This is a genomic window from Chryseobacterium capnotolerans, assembly GCF_021278965.1.
GTDB lineage: Bacteria > Bacteroidota > Bacteroidia > Flavobacteriales > Weeksellaceae > Chryseobacterium > Chryseobacterium capnotolerans.
The window spans coordinates 3,284,186-3,300,806 of sequence record NZ_CP065589.1; the positions used below are offsets into that span (position 1 = coordinate 3,284,186).

21 protein-coding genes are annotated in these 16,621 nt (G+C 29.8%); 1 reads left to right on the forward strand and 20 read right to left on the reverse strand.

Annotation, left to right across the window (positions count from 1 at the left end; all coding sequences use genetic code 11):
* Positions 1-60: 60 nt before the first annotated feature.
* From H5J24_RS15720 to H5J24_RS15800, 17 genes are all read right to left on the reverse strand, one after another.
* Positions 61-936: a DUF5677 domain-containing protein gene (locus tag H5J24_RS15720; RefSeq protein WP_068942029.1), complete on the reverse strand. Its 876-nt coding sequence runs from the start codon at positions 934-936 to the stop codon at positions 61-63.
* Positions 937-1,992: 1,056 nt separating this feature from the next.
* Positions 1,993-2,241 carry a hypothetical protein gene (locus tag H5J24_RS15725; RefSeq protein ID WP_068942027.1) on the reverse strand — a complete coding sequence of 83 codons (249 nt, stop codon included), beginning with the start codon at positions 2,239-2,241 and terminating at the stop codon, positions 1,993-1,995.
* Positions 2,242-2,437: 196 nt separating this feature from the next.
* The gene (locus tag H5J24_RS15730) at positions 2,438-3,196 is read right to left on the reverse strand and encodes a T9SS type A sorting domain-containing protein (protein WP_068942025.1); all 759 of its coding nucleotides are present in this window, start codon (positions 3,194-3,196) and stop codon (positions 2,438-2,440) included.
* Positions 3,197-3,351: 155 nt separating this feature from the next.
* Entirely contained in the window at positions 3,352-3,879 is a 528-nt protein-coding gene (locus H5J24_RS15735; RefSeq protein WP_232815656.1) for a PDDEXK family nuclease, read from the reverse strand.
* A 127-nt stretch (positions 3,880-4,006) separates the two neighbouring features.
* Positions 4,007-4,567 carry a hypothetical protein gene (locus H5J24_RS15740; RefSeq protein WP_232815657.1) on the reverse strand — a complete coding sequence of 187 codons (561 nt, stop codon included), beginning with the start codon at positions 4,565-4,567 and terminating at the stop codon, positions 4,007-4,009.
* Positions 4,568-4,629: 62 nt separating this feature from the next.
* On the reverse strand, positions 4,630-4,806 hold the full coding sequence (locus H5J24_RS15745; RefSeq protein ID WP_167386982.1) for a hypothetical protein: 177 nt from the start codon (positions 4,804-4,806) through the stop codon (positions 4,630-4,632).
* A gap of 39 nt (positions 4,807-4,845) precedes the next feature.
* Positions 4,846-6,423 carry a type IV secretory system conjugative DNA transfer family protein gene (locus H5J24_RS15750; protein WP_346730003.1) on the reverse strand — a complete coding sequence of 526 codons (1,578 nt, stop codon included), beginning with the start codon at positions 6,421-6,423 and terminating at the stop codon, positions 4,846-4,848.
* A complete protein-coding gene (locus H5J24_RS15755; protein WP_232815658.1) occupies positions 6,315-6,749 on the reverse strand; it encodes a hypothetical protein in 435 nt (144 codons plus the stop codon). Before H5J24_RS15755 ends, H5J24_RS15750 begins: the two co-directional genes overlap by 109 nt.
* A 106-nt stretch (positions 6,750-6,855) precedes the next feature.
* Entirely contained in the window at positions 6,856-7,521 is a 666-nt protein-coding gene (locus H5J24_RS15760; protein WP_232815659.1) for a DUF5712 family protein, read from the reverse strand.
* A complete protein-coding gene (locus H5J24_RS25685; protein WP_283250798.1) occupies positions 7,511-7,867 on the reverse strand; it encodes a BfmA/BtgA family mobilization protein in 357 nt (118 codons plus the stop codon). The genes H5J24_RS15760 and H5J24_RS25685 overlap by 11 nt, the downstream gene beginning before the upstream one ends.
* Positions 7,868-8,032: 165 nt before the next feature.
* The gene (locus tag H5J24_RS15770) at positions 8,033-8,920 is read right to left on the reverse strand and encodes a toprim domain-containing protein (RefSeq protein WP_068942015.1); all 888 of its coding nucleotides are present in this window, start codon (positions 8,918-8,920) and stop codon (positions 8,033-8,035) included.
* Positions 8,921-9,334: 414 nt separating this feature from the next.
* Entirely contained in the window at positions 9,335-10,423 is a 1,089-nt protein-coding gene (locus H5J24_RS15775) for a hypothetical protein (protein ID WP_082811309.1), read from the reverse strand.
* 280 nt (positions 10,424-10,703) lie between these two features.
* Complete coding sequence (locus H5J24_RS15780) at positions 10,704-10,982, reverse strand: helix-turn-helix domain-containing protein (protein ID WP_068942010.1); 279 nt, start codon at positions 10,980-10,982, stop codon at positions 10,704-10,706.
* 138 nt (positions 10,983-11,120) lie between these two features.
* Positions 11,121-11,309 (reverse strand): hypothetical protein, encoded by a 189-nt coding sequence (locus H5J24_RS15785; protein ID WP_232815661.1) that lies wholly within the window; start codon positions 11,307-11,309, stop codon positions 11,121-11,123.
* Positions 11,310-11,407: 98 nt separating this feature from the next.
* Positions 11,408-12,505 carry a hypothetical protein gene (locus H5J24_RS15790; RefSeq protein WP_232815662.1) on the reverse strand — a complete coding sequence of 366 codons (1,098 nt, stop codon included), beginning with the start codon at positions 12,503-12,505 and terminating at the stop codon, positions 11,408-11,410.
* Complete coding sequence (locus H5J24_RS15795; protein WP_232815663.1) at positions 12,496-12,690, reverse strand: site-specific integrase; 195 nt, start codon at positions 12,688-12,690, stop codon at positions 12,496-12,498. Before H5J24_RS15795 ends, H5J24_RS15790 begins: the two co-directional genes overlap by 10 nt.
* Positions 12,687-13,718: a phage integrase SAM-like domain-containing protein gene (locus tag H5J24_RS15800; protein WP_232815664.1), complete on the reverse strand. Its 1,032-nt coding sequence runs from the start codon at positions 13,716-13,718 to the stop codon at positions 12,687-12,689. The genes H5J24_RS15795 and H5J24_RS15800 overlap by 4 nt, the downstream gene beginning before the upstream one ends.
* A 520-nt stretch (positions 13,719-14,238) precedes the next feature.
* Between H5J24_RS15800 and H5J24_RS15805 the strand changes: the two genes are divergently transcribed.
* Positions 14,239-14,505 (forward strand): hypothetical protein, encoded by a 267-nt coding sequence (locus tag H5J24_RS15805; RefSeq protein ID WP_141395647.1) that lies wholly within the window; start codon positions 14,239-14,241, stop codon positions 14,503-14,505.
* A 54-nt stretch (positions 14,506-14,559) separates the two neighbouring features.
* Here the strand turns inward: H5J24_RS15805 and H5J24_RS15810 are convergent, their stop codons facing one another.
* From H5J24_RS15810 to H5J24_RS15820, 3 genes are all read right to left on the reverse strand, one after another.
* Complete coding sequence (locus H5J24_RS15810) at positions 14,560-15,156, reverse strand: hypothetical protein (RefSeq protein WP_068942002.1); 597 nt, start codon at positions 15,154-15,156, stop codon at positions 14,560-14,562.
* A 651-nt stretch (positions 15,157-15,807) separates the two neighbouring features.
* Complete coding sequence (locus tag H5J24_RS15815; protein ID WP_068941998.1) at positions 15,808-15,993, reverse strand: hypothetical protein; 186 nt, start codon at positions 15,991-15,993, stop codon at positions 15,808-15,810.
* 135 nt (positions 15,994-16,128) lie between these two features.
* Positions 16,129-16,542 (reverse strand): transposase, encoded by a 414-nt coding sequence (locus tag H5J24_RS15820; RefSeq protein WP_068945014.1) that lies wholly within the window; start codon positions 16,540-16,542, stop codon positions 16,129-16,131.
* Between the last annotated feature and the right edge of the window lie 79 nt (positions 16,543-16,621).

Below are 16,621 nucleotides of genomic sequence, written 5' to 3' on the forward strand. Positions count from 1 at the left end.
TTGAACCAGTTTTGGAATTTTTTCTTTGCAATTAAAAATAATCATATTCTATAATTATTTTTACTTTGTTGCGAAAGAATTCCAGAAGTCAATGATATATTTTGTTTTAGCATCAAACCTCTCATAGATTTCTTTAGATTGGTCAAACTTTTGTAAAAACAAGTTTATTACAACGCAATTAATAATTCTAATATTATTTAAAGTATAAGTTAGATTATCTATTGCTACTGGACTTGTTGTATTTAGGTTCATTTGTTTTAACTGCATTATGGAAACGAATTCAGAATGAGCGTAGTTTGAATATAGTTTGTAATAGCCATCGAGTAAATTATTATTAATACTACTTTTATTAAGTAATTTTGACCAACTTAATGTTCTCGGAATTCCAAAAGCATCCAATTTCCAAATTTCTTGTTTTGATAATTGGGAGTAAAATTCTGACTCTTTTACATCTTTTTTTAGTTTATCAATTTCTTCTTTTTCTGATTCTATCTTTGCAGAATGAATTTTATTTGAATCGTTTATAGCCTGTTGTCTCATCATATAACCCGCTATTTTCCATAACTTAAATCGAAAATCTCTTTCAGCTTGCAAAATATCATTTATAAACAGATATTCAATTGTAAGAAAACATTCAATAATAGTTCTCGCAACAACGTATAATGATGAAATATCTATAACTTGAATTTCTTTGTCTAGCACTTTTAGATTTTGACCATTTGCCAATTGTAATGCGGTATTTGTTGCTAATAAAATTTTGATATTTAAAGTTTCAATATAAGCTTCACCAAAATCAAGGTCAGGATTTATTTCATTTTTATATAATTGGATTAAATCAGCTAAAGTTTTTACAATAACATCTAAATGATTTTTAATAATGGGCAAATCAGTTGAAGCAATTTCAAAAAGTGTTTCAATTTTATCTTTGTCTGTCATTTTGTGGGGATATTAGGTAGATTATTAATTTATTTAATTCAAAAATACGCCCTTACTACGCAATCTATTTACGCAAATATTATTTTTTAACTGCCATCTTGTTTGTTTCTTTATTTGTATGATTATCAAGAATTTTTGCATAGTGGTAAAATTGCCCTAGCCAGTCCCAGTGGTTTATAAATTTCTTCCAGAGCTTTTGTTAGATCCCTATAAACATTTAAAACTTAGAAATTGTTTCATTCACATACCCTTTACTCTCTCCAATTCTTCCTCTAGCTCTTACAGATTACAATCCGGCATTGATTTTATCTCAAGTTAAATCAATTTTTCAGAAATTTGTTTCTGATTTAATCCTCTCTTAAAAAAGCCTGAAAATAACTTCTTTAATATCCATGCAATAAAAGTAAATATATAAGGCTTGGAAATATTACGGAAAACCGTACTTATAATGCGACATCATATTTACATTAGTATTTTCTCAAAATTTAGTTTGGTATATATAAAAAACTTCCTATAAGAAGCGGGTCTAATATAATAAAGAGGGGTATATGAAAGAAAATTTTGAACAAAGAAGCAACGAATGACAAGCGTTTTGAAGAAACGAGAAGTCTGAGGAAGTGACGACTGAAAAATTTTCATAATACAAAAGCTCCTAAATTTAGGAGCTTTATTAAGAGCAGTCCCTAAAAATGGTATATTCAAAATATACTTATGATATGACATCACATTTACTTTAGGATTTACCTGCTATATTTCTAATTAAACAATTTTTATAAATAAAAACGGTGGATAATTCATTTCACAATTAGGGCTTCACAAAGTTACTAATTGATAATGAAATAAAAAAACTACTCAACGACGAGTTTATATGAACTATTTTCAACTTTGATAAAATAAGTTTCTTTCGAAATATCATTTATAAATAACACATCACTATTTAAAAGTAAATTTTTCACTAATCTGAATTAGTCAATACTTAATCTGACAGTTACAATCAAAAAGAATAACTTTAAAACGGATTAAGTATTGACTAATTCAAATTATCCAAAAACCAATTCACAGCAAATTCTTTTTAAGGTCGGCTTCTAATAAAATTGGTTGTCTTTTAATATCCGATAAAATCTTTTCCAAATCACTTCTTAATTCTTCTGGATCTTCGTAATTATCTAAAGCAACTGGATCTTCTGTCCACATAATAACTTTTCCAGTTTTTTCGTTGAAATAAACTTCATGTACTCCATAAAAAGGAGTTTCCATTGTTCCTGTATTGATAATCTGATAACGCCAAAAAGTTATATTTTCCATTGATATTTATTTTTTAAAAAAAATATGCTTACTTTTAACAAAGAAAAAACAGGATTTATAAAATCTGAACAGCTTAACGGCAGGATTTCTAAAATCTGAACAGTTTTTTCTTTTTAAGTTAAAAATAAACTTATAAAAATCCATCTCAATAATTTTAGAGATGGATTTTTTGTCTTAAAGATTACAATTCAAATAATTAATTAACTATAAATTTATGTGTCGTATTTTCTTCTTTAAGAAAATACATACCCTTCAGTAGATTATCTATTAATATTGAATTGCTTCTTAAGTTTGATTTTTTAATCAGTTTCCCTTCGCTATTATAAATAAGAACTTCATTTACTTTTTTATTAAGATACAGATATTCACCATTTTTAATTGGATTAGGATAAATTGAAAGTTGAGCCACCTTATCAATTTCACTAATTCCCAAATTTGAATAGCATGACCAGGAAAGATCATCAATAGCAACTCTTTGCCCCGTATTAGGATTTACGAGCTTAATAATGATATTTCCTGCGATATTTATATTATCAATTGTTGTTGTCACAATTCCAGAATTAAAAGGTATTGTTCCAACCTGGATATCATTAATTTCCAGAATTAGATTTCCCGGATTTCCTGCAAATTTTAATTGTGTTGTAACAGTAAGACTTTTAATTCCTCCTGTAGTAATAGAACTCGCAAGACTACCATTTCTGATAACAATAGCTTTGCTATTAATTGTCTGATCGGTTCTGGAATCCGAAGCCGTCCACGTAATATTATTATTTACCCAGCTGTTTGTTTCAAAAGAACTAGAACTTGTAGGAATATTTTCAAAATTTTCTGTTCCGCAAGAAAAGAACATTCTAAAATTCTGATCAGTAATTTCCTGATTGATTGAATTGCAGTAAAGCACATTAGAAAAAAGCATTAATGCACTGGTAATAAGTAAATTGATTTTGTTTTTCATTTTTTAAAATTTTAAATTAATATCGTTTAATGTTTGTTTTTAGATATAGAAATCCCTGTTCTGGAGAGGTTCCAAAATTTTTTGCTGTAGCACAGCTGTCGTAAAAATTGTTTGATTTAGTTAGTAGCTTCAGAAAAGCTGAGTATTAAGCCTTGTTAGCTTATTATTTTTGTTGATATTTGGTTTTTATCCAGATCGGATAAAAAATAGGGTTTTCTTTTATTTTCGAGTAATATTTTTTTTAACCTCATTCTCTTATTTACAATTAGAGAAATGTAATTTATTCTGTAAACATTTAAAAAATTATGATAGTTTTTAAATGAGTGCTCTTGATTATTAATTTTGACAATAGCATTATCTATTAAAATTTCCATATTATCATATTCTTTAAAAGGAATTCTCAAGATATTTATATTATTTTTCAAAGCGTATCTATTTTTAATCCAATCACATTTTATTGTATTTTTAAAGCTTTTAAGCCCTTTAAAATAGTCAATTGGATAATAGTGCTGATATCCATCAAACTCGATTATTAAATTCAGTTTTGGGATAAAAAAATCACATTCCAAATTTTGTATATTTTTTAAATCATCAAACTTTTTTTCTGTTTCAAAAATTAGATTTAAATTATTTAAGTAATTATAAACTTTACTTTCTCCTTTTGAACCCTTGGGGTGGCACACTTTACATTTTACAGATTCAACATACTTTTCCCTTTCCCATTCAGAGCAACCACAATTTTTGCAAATTAATTCATAGAAAATAATTTTTTTCTCATTTCTGTCTATAGAACCAAAAAATGAAAAGGAATTATTTTTTTTCTTTCAAAACAGTATTTATTTTTTCAATAAAATTTTCTCCTGGTTTTTTATTGTACTCTCTTGTCTTGACACATTCTGGACAAACGTTACTTTTACCCACTGAACTAGCTGGTTGAGGAAAAAGTTTTTTATGATGACCAAATAAATTGCATCTGACAAGCACTACACTATTTTTATTATGCAATTTATTGGAATATTTAACAACGACTTGCTTGTTTATTACTGTTGATTTAATGGATTCTTGTATTCTTTTATTTAGATCAGAAATAGGAACACGAATACTATTTTTTTGAAGTATGGAAAGACACTTTGGGCATTTTCTGCTTCTTCTCATTCCTCTCGCAGATTGTTCATCCTGTCGAAAAGGTTTACCTCCATGTTCATTGCATTGAAGCAATACTAATTTTTTAAATTGATCACCTGAAGGCTCATAGTAAACATCTACGGGAGTATAAAAATGTTGATGTTCAAGGTATAAAACCTTCAACTCTTCAAGAGAATTTTTACAAATAGTGATTTGTTTTTCGGTCATTGTGAATGTATTTTCCATATCAAAAATTTTTACAAAATTATTTCTTTAAATAAATTTTTTAATTTTTGTCAAAAAAGATTTCAATTATTTTCTGTAGTTCCAAACAAAGCCTTGTCAAGTTCTTTATAATCTACTTTCGGCTTTTCTGCTGTTGTTTTAACTGAATCTTTTCTTATAGCAATTGAGATCAAAAAGATCATTACTATTAATAGGGTTACCATGCCCCAAACTGAAATTTTGCTCTGTAGTATTTTCATAACTTTTTTTGTTTTATAATTATTTAATGATTGTTTGATTTATAAACTCCTGCTTGAAAACTTAAAGTTTCTTTCATTCTCTTCAAGCTCAGCGGATGAATTAGTTTCTTCAGCTTCAATTATATTGATTCCGCTAAACTCTTCAGAACTATTATCGGGAGCCGGATTCATTTGCCTAGATCGGTCTTGCTTACTTTCATTTTTATTAATTTCGCCCTTGAAAAGAGAAATAATTTCATTGACTTCATCCCGGACTTTTTCATAATAATCAGTAATGACGAAATCAGGCTGATTTTTAAACTGACTGTCTATCTGATACGCTAATCGTTTTCTTTTAACAGGTAAAAATTTCTCATGAATATAAGCTTCAGAACTTTCGGCAACTCTTCCGATGAATTCACCAACCGGCAGCTCCATAAAAACTGAATTTCTGAAAACGTCTCTTTCTTGTACAGATCGGCTTTGACCAACGTTTCTCTTAAATGGATTTAGAAAATGACGTGAAGTATTGTTACTTTCAAAATACTGATCTTTCTTCCCAAACTGTTTACTGAGAACATCTGCAGTATGACTGCTGGAAACCTGACCATAAAAATGATTTAGGCAACTCGCAAATAATACATCTGCTTTTTCTTTCGTATAACCATCCGTAAGCTGTGAAAGATCCTGACAGAAAAACATACTTGCTATTTTATTACTTCTTCCAGTATTTGGAAGAGTTTGAATATCGTTAATAAATACCGTTGGAAATTCATCCAGTAATACAAAAGAATTGTGTTTACGAGGTTGATTCAATTGTTTTGCAGCAACTGAGATAACCAAACTACACAAGGGAGCTAATGTAGTCGCAATGGAAGGATTATTCCCTACCGTCAAAACAATTGGATTTTCCGGATTATTAATATTTAAGTCAAAATCCTCTCCTCCGAAAATATACATGAACTCCGGAGTATTAATTTGTGCTACTGCGCCCTGTAATGATCCAACTACTCCCGCCAATTGTGAATTTGCTTCGCTCTCTAAAGCTGTAGCAAGTGACAATATCATTGCCTTAGTTTCGGAATTTGAAGACAGTAAAGCAATTAAATCATTGTGATTTGTCGCAATCAATGCTAGAGTATGTGGAAGATCACAATATTCGGGATATTCTTTCTTCAGAAACCAAATACAGGCTGTCAGAAGGTCTGTTGCAGAACGTGACCAAAAATCCTCTTTCTTAATAGATTCTTTCATCAAATTTTTGGTGATGGCAGAAGCATATTCCCTTGCATACGCTGAATGAGGTAAATATTTTGGATTTAGAGGATTACATCTATGACTTTTAAGTGAATCATTAAAATTCAAGACATAATGCTTAATACCCGAATCTGAATAAAAAAGCTCTATATCATTTGCCAGTGCCGGATATTTAAAATCATAGCAGATACCTGCAAACTGTTTTTGTGCTAACTCTCGTATGAAAGGAACTGCAAAACTTTCAGATTTTCCTGCTCCGGGACCTCCTATTACTAAAATTCCACGAAAAGGATTAGGAATTTGAACGGTTCTTTTTTGGTTTGCAGAGTTAATCCCTGGAATTTTTTCTTTGAATCTTTCAAAAATGAAAAGCCCACAAATTGCTTACTAATAAACCCAAACGGATAAAAAATCAGTTTTTTATAAAAATTGAAAGGTGTTTTCAGTGGCGGAATTAAAGATTTTATAGCCCAGAATTGAATCAGAATGTATAAAAGCTCTGCATATCCGAAACAAATTCCTACTACTAAAAATTTTAATCTTGACAGAAAACTTGCTTCAGGAGATATTACTACTGAAAATCCGTGCTGAGATATATTGTATAAGAATGAATTAATACCTATAATCTTCACTCCGAGCATATACAATAAAAATAAAGACATTGCGACAATGATAAATTTTATCATCAAAATTGGATCTTTTTCCATGTTTGCTATTTTTATAGGGTTAAGCCCTGGTTATTTTTTTTACTTTGTTCAACAGTTTTTTTAATTTCATATCGTTTTGCAGATTCCTGCTTTATTGCTGTTTCTATTACTTTTTTCTTTCCTCGATTGTACCGTTTTTAATCGCATTACAATATTCAAAAGATTGTTTATAGTTTCTTTGAAAGGCAAATTTCTTATCAAAAGCTTCTTCGGATTTTTGAATGAAATTTTTACGATCAAAACCTCCTTTAACCTGTCCTTTTGTTGTGTTTTTATGGTTCGTCATTGGAGAAAGCTTCATTCTTTTATCTAAAGATTTTCTGCTAACAACTACATGAACATGCATATCAATATTATTTTTCATGTTTCTTTCATGATGAATCTTAGCATAATACATGATATCTTTTGTCTGTAATCCTTTTCCAAAATTTTCAGCATACTTCTGCATTACTTCGTTTCTTACATAATCTTTCAGAGCGTTGCTTCTTTCCTGGGAGGTTTTGCCAATTTGCTGTAATTCTTTTTCCGAAGGACTTACGGTAATGACAAAGAATTTTGCATCAGCTTTTGTCAGCTTTTGTTTATTGTTGTCCAGGGATTCAATAACTTCAGCTGAAGGAATTCTATCCTGGTCATGAGAAAAAAAATGTTCAACCTGTTTCCCCTCCTTCATTCTTTCCAGGTCTTCATGTTCTAAATAATCAATCAGGTTTGATGAACTTCCGGAATTTGAATATTTACCACTTTCGCCACCCTGAATTTTAATGTTCATTGTGATTGTTTTGATTTAATAATTTCAAAGAATTTTTTGTTTCCATAGCAAAAGAATTAAACCCTCTGATGAACTCATTAAAATGTTCGATTTTCAGAATTTTTGAAAGATCATTTTTAATTCTTTCCTCACTCGAAACGATTGCTTCAAAACTTGGACGTATAGTTTCTTTCTCCTGAGTTTTTATAAAAGCAATAATCTGATCTATTCTTTTTATCACTTTTTCAAGTTCAGCTTTTGGAGATTCGTGTTTAATTGGATCAAGTCCGGTTCTCTCAAAAAAATCTAATGAAACTGTAATAAATTCTTTCTTCGAAAGTCCTTTTTTCTTACAAAGCTCTCCAATCTTTTCAGGTCTTGTTGAGAAATAGCAATTGTTGTATTTGGCTTTTTAGTAGGCTCCATTATATTGATTTATATGTAATAATTTCGATGAATAAAGCTCTTCAAGAGATTTATATATCCTTGATATATAGTTTCAAAAAGATTAAATATTCTAATTAATTGACGGTCAGTTATTTCCCCGAAGGGGCAAGATGAAACAGTGGCTCTGCCCAGTTTCGTCTTGCTGGATAAATCCACCCTTATCAACCACGAGAAACTCATTAAAATCCTTGTAATCTTTATACATGAAACTATAATCTACCGCATTGGAAAATGAAGACAATAGTTCATCTTTTGTCTTTTTCCCAGCAGAATCATTGTCGAGAAAAAGTAATATTTCCGAATAGCTTTGAAGGTAATTTTTGGCTCTGTTTAACATCGAAATTGAGTTCAGAATTATAATATCTTCTTTCAATTTTTCTTGAAGTTCGATATAAGAAAGCGCATCAAAAAAGCCTTCAAAAACAACAATTTTATTGCTGTCATTTTTAATTATCGAAATATCTTTTTTCAAAAGTGAACCTTTATAAAATGAATTTCTTAGTTCCCATCCTCCGGATAAATTTTCGAATCCAACAGCATACAATTTTTTATTATTAATCGTAAATTTTATCTCTTTTAAAAATCTGAATGATCTTTGAGTAAGACCTCTTTCAAATAAATATTTTTTCAGATTCCAATTTTGAATTTCCGCAACTTCAGTGATGTTGTAATTTGGCTTCTCAATTTCCGTCTGCTGATGAAAAGAAGAAAAACTTTTTTCGGATGCCCAGGAGAGAATTTCGTTGATGGAATAATTAAAATATTTCTTCAAAAAATCGATGTTATTTCCGCCAACACCTTCAGAATGTAAATACCAAATATTTTGGCGCTTATCGAGCTTAAAAGATGCTTCGGTTTCGGTTCCAAAAGGATTGAGAAACCAAGCTTCTTTTTCATTTTGTTTTTTTGGAAGGTGTCCGAGAGAAAGGAGGACTTCTTCCAATTGTACTGAATTAAATTGTTTACAGTTCATTTTTTTTTATTTTGATTAGCAAAAATTCCTTTTAATAAAAAAGAAAACTTTTAAATACTTTTAATATATATTTTAGTAATTCCTGAAAACCCTTTACAGGTGGTCGTTTGAGTTAAAAATGACAGGAGTGCAATACCGCAATTGACAGGAGCGCAATACCGCAAAAACAAGAGTGCAATACCGCAAAAACATCAATTATGTCCGAGCGCAATACCGCAAATAATTGGTGAATTCACCAAGATTTTTCCTAATTGCTGCTTTTGAGCTAAAAATTTGATATGGAAAAGAGCGCAATACCGCAAACCTGACGGTAAAAACTAAAATTTTAACATTTCCTTAACTTCAGAGAGTGCAATACCGCAATTGGAGAGAGTGCAATACCGCAAACACAGGAGTGCAATACCGCAAACTAAATTATATGATGACTGGATATGCATCCGGAAATCTTTTTCCGGTCTCTGATTCCCGGTAAACTTCAATAAGAAATTCTTGTAATTTCTGAAGAAAATAAATCCCTTTAATATTGGTAGAAGTTTTTCCTGTAATCCTATTTTCTTTAATAAATCTTTTGTAAGCTTCTTCGATCTGAAGCCTTATCTTTAAAATATTAGAATAACTATACAAGAATCTGGTTAAGTCAATATTCTCTAAATAATACCGCTGTCTAAAATATCTTATTCTTCGATTTATAAGTCTAACATCATTAGCTTTCTCTGTTAAAAGCCCTTCTTCAATATTCTTATTTAAATATGGAATAATTGAAATTGCATCATGTTCGTATTTATAATTGAATGACAGATGATTTAATTTATTGAGATTGAATCTGATTGGCTTCAAAAACTTAATACAGAAATCATTTGAATTCTTATAATTAAGATTAAACTTCTGATTAAAAGTTGAAAGTTTCAGAGTCGTACCGTTCTCGGGAATCTTCGATAACCATATTGCAAACAAAACGTGTTTGTTATTTCTGATTTTATAAACCAATTCATACATTACATGATTATATTCTGTTAAGACAATCAATTTTTTAAGCCAGAAACTACTTATCAAAAATGAAGTGTAACCTCTTTCTTCATAGGTAGGTAAAGAGATCAGTCCTCCAAAGGTTTTAATATCCTTACCTGCTATATTTTTTGATATGTACCAACCCATTCTGAATTTTGTAAGATATTCATATGCTTCAACAATCTGTTTACTGGATCTTTTTTCTGAAATCTTTCTGTTTCTGATTTTCATAGAGATAAAAACATTATTTTCAGTTTCGAATTCTTCATCAAAAAGAGTGAGTTGTCTCACTTGCTTTTCAGGCATAAACTGATCATTTCTAAGAATTGAGATTATATTGAAAATAATTCTTAACGCATTTATGGGTATATCTGTTGCTTTATTATCCTGAAACAAAAAGTCATCTGTAAATTGGTTACCTATTCTTATAAATTCAGCCTTCTCAATGTCATCATAGCTTTTCTTAACAATTTTTCTACTTTGATCGGAAACCATATGTGTCATTTTTAATTTCTCCTTTACGCTTTAAAAATCCTTTGAAAAATTGAAATTGTTTTTGAAAATAATTTCTCTAACGTTTCAATAAAATTTTCTCTGTAATACTTGTCTACGAAATTTTCCTGCACCAGAATGTTACAAGCTAATCTCCGAAGATGGTGTCTTGATAGTTCCGGATTTCTTCGAATAGAATTCAAAAATTCTTTCCTGGCTGTATTATTAGGTAAAGAATCTAGCTGTTTAATCAGTTTGTGTAATTCGTTCATTACAATTCTGACTATTTACGATTCCTTCTACCATATTCCAGAAGCTCTTTTTTTGAATAATAAAATCTCCCGCTGAAATTGTAATATGGAAGATTCTTATTTTTTCTCCAGTCTATAATTGTAGGAATAGAAACGTGTAGGAATTTTGAAGCTTCGGTCTGAGAAATTAGATCTTCAGGTTGGCTTTCCTCATTTTTTGAAGGGGCTATAAAATTCTGCGCTTTATTGAGAATAATCTCAACTGCTTTTTCTAAATCACCTTTAGAATGTGAATAAAGTTGTATCGACATTTTAATAAACTTTTATTGGTTTTTCTAATGCCAAAGTTCAAGTTTAAAAAGACAAAAAAATAAATTCCGCTAAAAAACGGAATTTAATAGGAGTTTAAAACGATGATTATTAATTGATTAATTTTTGTTCAGGAATTTTTAACGGACAATTGAATTTAATTCTCTTTGGCTTATTTCATCCAAATCAAATTTTTTATCTCTATGAGCTTTTTCTATTGATAAATTATTAGACTCTTCTGGTTTCTCAGCAAAATGCGTTAATAAATATTGTAAATCAGAAACATTATAATCAAATTCATTTCCTTTGTATTTTGAGAAAAATCGCATTATATATTTAATATCTTTTGTTTCTAAACTTTTCGTTGTGGGAAAGTTAATTATTGAATTATCTTCAAGAAAAATGAATAAATTTCTGAATTCATTTCTTAACTCTTTTTGTTAAAAAATACCTTATCAACTAAACCATCAAACAACTTAAATGCATTTCTAATCTCAATGTTAACTTTTAAACTTTTTCTTAAATTTGTTGAATATGAAAATTGATCTTGCTTATTTTTTATTTCAGAAAGTTTAAGTTGGGTTTCTATTTCTTCATTTTTCTTTCCCACTAAATTTGAAGGGTAAAACTCTTCCAAATCAACCCAAGAATATCCAAATCCTTTAGTTTCATCAAATATGATTGGAGCCTGAAGATCTATATGTATTTTTATCAAATCTGTTCCATATATAAAATTTGAATCTATTTTGAATTTCTTCCAGTCATTTTCTTTTCCATATAAATCTTTAAATGTTGATGCGTTTGAAAATTCCTTTTCTATAGGCGCACTAATGTTGTCTCTCAGATAAAAAGGATTTAAAAGTTTAGTATAAGAGACTTTAGTTCTTACATAAACTTCTTCAACTATTGCATTTAACTTTAGATTTAGGTTGCTTCTTAATACCTGCACATCAGAAATATTTACTGTCCCAACTTTATATGACTCCAAATCTTCTATAATCAAACTTTGCATTTTTCGATCATCAAATAAAAAAGGCGAAATCTTCAGAAAATCCGGATTATTTATAAAATAAGGGCTTTGTAGAAATTCTGGTCGTTCTTCTTTGGAATAACAACAGTAGAAGTAATAAAAATCATTTATTAAGATTATTCTTTCTGATATTATAAAAATTTCAATCAGATAATAGAGATTAAGGTATATCGCAACATCATTTTCGTCATTTAAATCATATTCAAAAAGTATATTAAATTTTAATGAAAAATCATCAGAAACAAAAAGAAAACGAACTACTGAATGGATATGTAACTCTTTCTTTAAAAATAATTTTTCAAACTTTTGTATTAATGATTCACGATTTTGATATAAAAAGAAAAACCTAGTTACATCGTCAGTATAACTAATTTTATCATAATCTTGAAGGATTTGAAATATTTCAGGATTTATAGAAAAGAATTTTTTTAAAAAATCCAGGTTTTTCTTTTCTGACGAAAGATATTTTGTAAATTTTAAATCGTTTATTTCCATGCCTTATCCATTTGATCGTCAGTAAATGCTTCAGTAACTTTCATATATTTATCCAAAACAGCATCCTTTTTAATGTTTGCTATTTTCTTAATTGCTTTCGGCTCCATTCCTAAAAGAAGAGAGTTTGTGATAAATGTTTTCCTGGCTGTATGGCTTGTAATAAATTTACATTTTGGCTTGGTCAAAGATTTTTTTGATTACCCACAAACCAATGTATTGTGAAAGGTTGCGTAAGTTCTGCTTTCTCACAACATTCTTTTATGTATTCATTGAATTTTTGAGATGAAATATGAGGTAATGGCTCGTAAATAGTGCCTTTATACTTATTCAAAATCTCTTTTGCGTATTTATTTAGTTTAATAGCATGATTTTGAGTTTTAGTCTTTTGGATTGATAAGATAATATGTTCTTCAGAAATATTTGCCAGGTGAAGCTTTGAAAGATCGGAAAATCTTAATCCAGTAAAGCATCCCATACAATAAAAATCCCTGACATGACTTAATCTCTCGCTTTCAAATTCTTTATTATAAAGAATCATCAGCTCTTCAAAAGTTAGATAAACGATATCGATATCATGTTCTGAAGCTTTAAAGTCTTCGAATTTGCGGTTTTCGGTATAGCCTTTTTTAATACTCCATCGAAGCATTGTTTTAATTACAGCAATAATTTTAGCGAAGTAGTTATTTTTAATCTCCTTTTCAAAAAAACAATACTTAGATAATTCTTCAAAAAAATAGTCATCAATACTGTCGAATTCAATTTTGAAATTCTTGTCATTTTGAAATTCTTCAAGAAAATTTTTAACCGTATTTTGAGCTTTTGTTGTATTGTAGGCTTTTGAAAGTTTGCCACTCTCAATAAATTCTTTAAAACAATCAAAAAAGTCAAAATGAGTGGTTTTAATTTCTTCTTCACTATCATATTTCTTCAGGAATAGTTCTTTGGAGAACTCGAGCTTATTTGCTCGGAAAAAGAAAAAGATATCATTGATTTTCTCTTCAGCTTTCTGAAGTTTATCATTCAAAAATTGATAATTATTACTTGGTTCTTTTTTAGCATTCGGTTTAACTCTGGAACCGCTCCAATATTTTTCCAATACGGAAACACCGACATTTTTCCTTATTCTTTCTCCTTCAGCTCTAACGACAAACTGGACGGGTATTAATCCATTTGCATTAATTTTCTCTTTTCTTAATTCAAAACTTACTTTCATTCCAATTAAACCTAAATTAGACAAATTAAAGGGTGGCTAAAAAGGTGGTTTATTTTGAAATTAAGTGAATGAAAAATCAGACAAAATTATATTTCAAAATTCTACACTATTCAAATATACTGATATTTAGATAGTTTAAGAACATTAAAATTAACTAAAAATATAAGGTAGTTCGGTCCTGGGTACAAAAAATCGGCAAACTAGCATCCACACTATGTTTGCCGATTTTTCTATTTCATTCTCTAATGCGCTGAATTTTATTAACGTGTAAAATGAAACCGCATCACTCACCTATCAAGGTTTATCCAACATCCTGGGATAAACGCAATTTAAGCAACCTTAAGAAAGATTGGGAAATAAGGTATACTTATTTCTCTGACGAATTTCCTAACGGTAAAATTATCAGTTTGTCGTTTCTTCACAGTTATGCACAAGTTGCAATAAGTAAAACATCTATTACCAATACATCTATATCATAGAGTTTTCAGATTCCGAAAGCCGGGGACTTATCTTGCCTTGGGTGAACGATGCACAAGCTATGACCGATGCTGTTTCCGGAACTTTGGTATATGATCTTAAAGACCACAAGATAAAGAAAAAAGACAGGCTGGGAAACTGGCTCGATTTGTCTGTAGATCAGTATGGAATAACCGATCACCCATTCATTCCTCTTGGAGATTGGGAAGATCTGCAAAGAGGAAAATTCAGCAACCTACCTGCAAAAACAAGTATAGGTACACCAAGTAATACACTGGGCATCCTGGTACTGGTTAGTATATTATTTTAATTGTGGATTTGGTTTTTCCTACTCTATAAAGATTTTCTGATTACGCTATATTTATTAATCCACATACGGAATTCCGTAAATAATATTTTCTCCCCAATCTGTTGAAGCAAATCTATCAATATTTGAACTTCCTCCTCCAAATGACAAACCGCCACCTTCTTTCCAATAATAATATGTTTTTGCAGTACTACTTGTATTATTGATACGAATTGCACCATCCATCATTGCATATTGAGACAATCCCACAATAAGTGCTGAAATAAGTGTTGATCCTACTATATCAGGAGATACTGAAAAGGCAGTTGAACTATTTGAAAAAGATGATCGAATCCAATAACTGATACCAGAAGTTAGATTAGTTACCATCTTAACAATCATCTGAACATTTACTAACCATTTTCCGGGAGGAAGAGTAATAGATGCACCTGTATATTGGTTACTATTAACAGGGCCTGTAACTCCTGTTCCTAAAGTTCCATACAATAAGTTTAGTTTACCGACTGTTAACAACCAAAATGTATCATCAAACTGATAGAGTCCCGGTCCATTTACATACACAACCTGAGTATTTGTAGATGTTGTTTTACTGGCGGTTACATATACCAATGCTCCCTTTTGCAATCCTGTATAGGTTTTCTGACCTAAGCTCATCTCCAGTTAGTCTCGGGGGTAAAACTCCATCCAGGGATGTTGTTACAGTTGGTTTACCAACTACATCCAAGGTAATTGCTGGATTAGAAGTATTGATCCCCACTTATGCTTTTTGTTATTATAGTTGCCAGAATTAGGAACAAGCCTAGACTTAATCTCTTTTTTTCATTTTTCAAATTTTTGACGATAAATAAATCTCCAGTATGTGATTAAACAAATTTATAATATTTTTTTTTAATTTATTTTTTCTACGTTAATAATTTTATGATTCATAGAAAACTGACAGGCACAAAAACATTGATAAAATTGGGTTGCCTCAAAATGAAGACATTTGGAATATTTTTTTCCATTTTGCCACTGTATTTCTGCTTAGCTTAAAATGTTCCGAAATTTGCTGATTGCTCAGATTTTTTTTCTCTGATAGATAAGAATCTGTACTATATCACATCTATTGTATGATTTGTGTTTTTGATTGATCAGTAAAGATTCGGTAGAAGTTCCAAATATTTTTTATTAAGCTCTAATATATTAAAAGTAGTTAGTTTTTTTTTGTTTAGTAAGCTTCTGCAGTCTTTTTCCTTTTTTGGATACTTTTTGGCGATAATATCTTCAAAAATCACCTTATAGTTGGGCTGGTTGTTTTTCATTTTTTTATTTAGAAAATAAGAAATTATATGTTTTGAACTCAGGAACAGCCTGTTCATAATAAAAAGTACTGGCATATTCTCTTCCCAATATATACTCAGTAAGCGAGATATTTACTACAACATCTTCTTCAAAAACATGAGATCTATAAAACCAAATAAAGTCATCAGATTTTATATCAGGTTCTCCCATGTGATAAAGCATCGTATTTTTATATAAATAAAGATATTTTTCTACCAGTTTTTTTAATTTTTCTTATTGGCTTTATCATTATTGCATGTTTTTATGTTACTTTATTGGGATGTATCAGTTAGCCGTATGCTCTTACTATTGTTTCGAATATTTGCTTAACCATTTGTAAAGAGTTGTTTTAGGTATTCTATACCGTTCCATTACATCATTTTTGGTCATTTCACCAGTATTGATCTGTTCTAAAATAAAATCAATCATTTCTACTGTATATACACTTTTTCGGAATCGTGGCAGATTCGTTTTTTTTGAGATCGATTTGGATGGAGATGTATACAGTATCAAATGCTGAGAATAAAGCCTGAAAAAATCATATTCAAGTAACTTACACCATTTCAACAGAATATGGGTAGGAAGATTTTCCTGCTGGTACATCTCTTCTACTTCTATACTGGGACACTTCATAAAATTACAAATGCGGGACACTTCTACCCCGTTTTCTGTAACATGCTGCCTGATGAGAGAACCAAGATGTATGTTTTTAAAATTCATTTTTATAATATTTTTCATTACAGATACATGATGAACTTCCTTGTTTGATTTTAGGTTTTTATCCCATACTTCTGTAAAT

What these genes read in the sequence shown, in the direction of transcription:
- H5J24_RS15720 (WP_068942029.1), bottom strand. Translation starts at nt 936, where the DNA reads ATGACAGACAAAGATAAAATTGAAACACTTTTTGAAATTGCTTCAACT.
- H5J24_RS15725 (WP_068942027.1), bottom strand. Translation starts at nt 2,241, where the DNA reads ATGGAAAATATAACTTTTTGGCGTTATCAGATTATCAATACAGGAACA.
- H5J24_RS15730 (WP_068942025.1), bottom strand. Translation starts at nt 3,196, where the DNA reads ATGAAAAACAAAATCAATTTACTTATTACCAGTGCATTAATGCTTTTT.
- H5J24_RS15740 (WP_232815657.1), bottom strand. Translation starts at nt 4,567, where the DNA reads ATGGAAAATACATTCACAATGACCGAAAAACAAATCACTATTTGTAAA.
- H5J24_RS15745 (WP_167386982.1), bottom strand. Translation starts at nt 4,806, where the DNA reads ATGAAAATACTACAGAGCAAAATTTCAGTTTGGGGCATGGTAACCCTA.
- H5J24_RS15755 (WP_232815658.1), bottom strand. Translation starts at nt 6,749, where the DNA reads ATGGAAAAAGATCCAATTTTGATGATAAAATTTATCATTGTCGCAATG.
- H5J24_RS15760 (WP_232815659.1), bottom strand. Translation starts at nt 7,521, where the DNA reads ATGAACATTAAAATTCAGGGTGGCGAAAGTGGTAAATATTCAAATTCC.
- H5J24_RS15770 (WP_068942015.1), bottom strand. Translation starts at nt 8,920, where the DNA reads ATGAACTGTAAACAATTTAATTCAGTACAATTGGAAGAAGTCCTCCTT.
- H5J24_RS15775 (WP_082811309.1), bottom strand. Translation starts at nt 10,423, where the DNA reads ATGGTTTCCGATCAAAGTAGAAAAATTGTTAAGAAAAGCTATGATGAC.
- H5J24_RS15780 (WP_068942010.1), bottom strand. Translation starts at nt 10,982, where the DNA reads ATGTCGATACAACTTTATTCACATTCTAAAGGTGATTTAGAAAAAGCA.
- H5J24_RS15785 (WP_232815661.1), bottom strand. Translation starts at nt 11,309, where the DNA reads ATGCGATTTTTCTCAAAATACAAAGGAAATGAATTTGATTATAATGTT.
- H5J24_RS15790 (WP_232815662.1), bottom strand. Translation starts at nt 12,505, where the DNA reads ATGGAAATAAACGATTTAAAATTTACAAAATATCTTTCGTCAGAAAAG.
- H5J24_RS15800 (WP_232815664.1), bottom strand. Translation starts at nt 13,718, where the DNA reads ATGAAAGTAAGTTTTGAATTAAGAAAAGAGAAAATTAATGCAAATGGA.
- H5J24_RS15810 (WP_068942002.1), bottom strand. Translation starts at nt 15,156, where the DNA reads ATGAGCTTAGGTCAGAAAACCTATACAGGATTGCAAAAGGGAGCATTG.
- H5J24_RS15815 (WP_068941998.1), bottom strand. Translation starts at nt 15,993, where the DNA reads ATGGGAGAACCTGATATAAAATCTGATGACTTTATTTGGTTTTATAGA.
- H5J24_RS15820 (WP_068945014.1), bottom strand. Translation starts at nt 16,542, where the DNA reads ATGAATTTTAAAAACATACATCTTGGTTCTCTCATCAGGCAGCATGTT.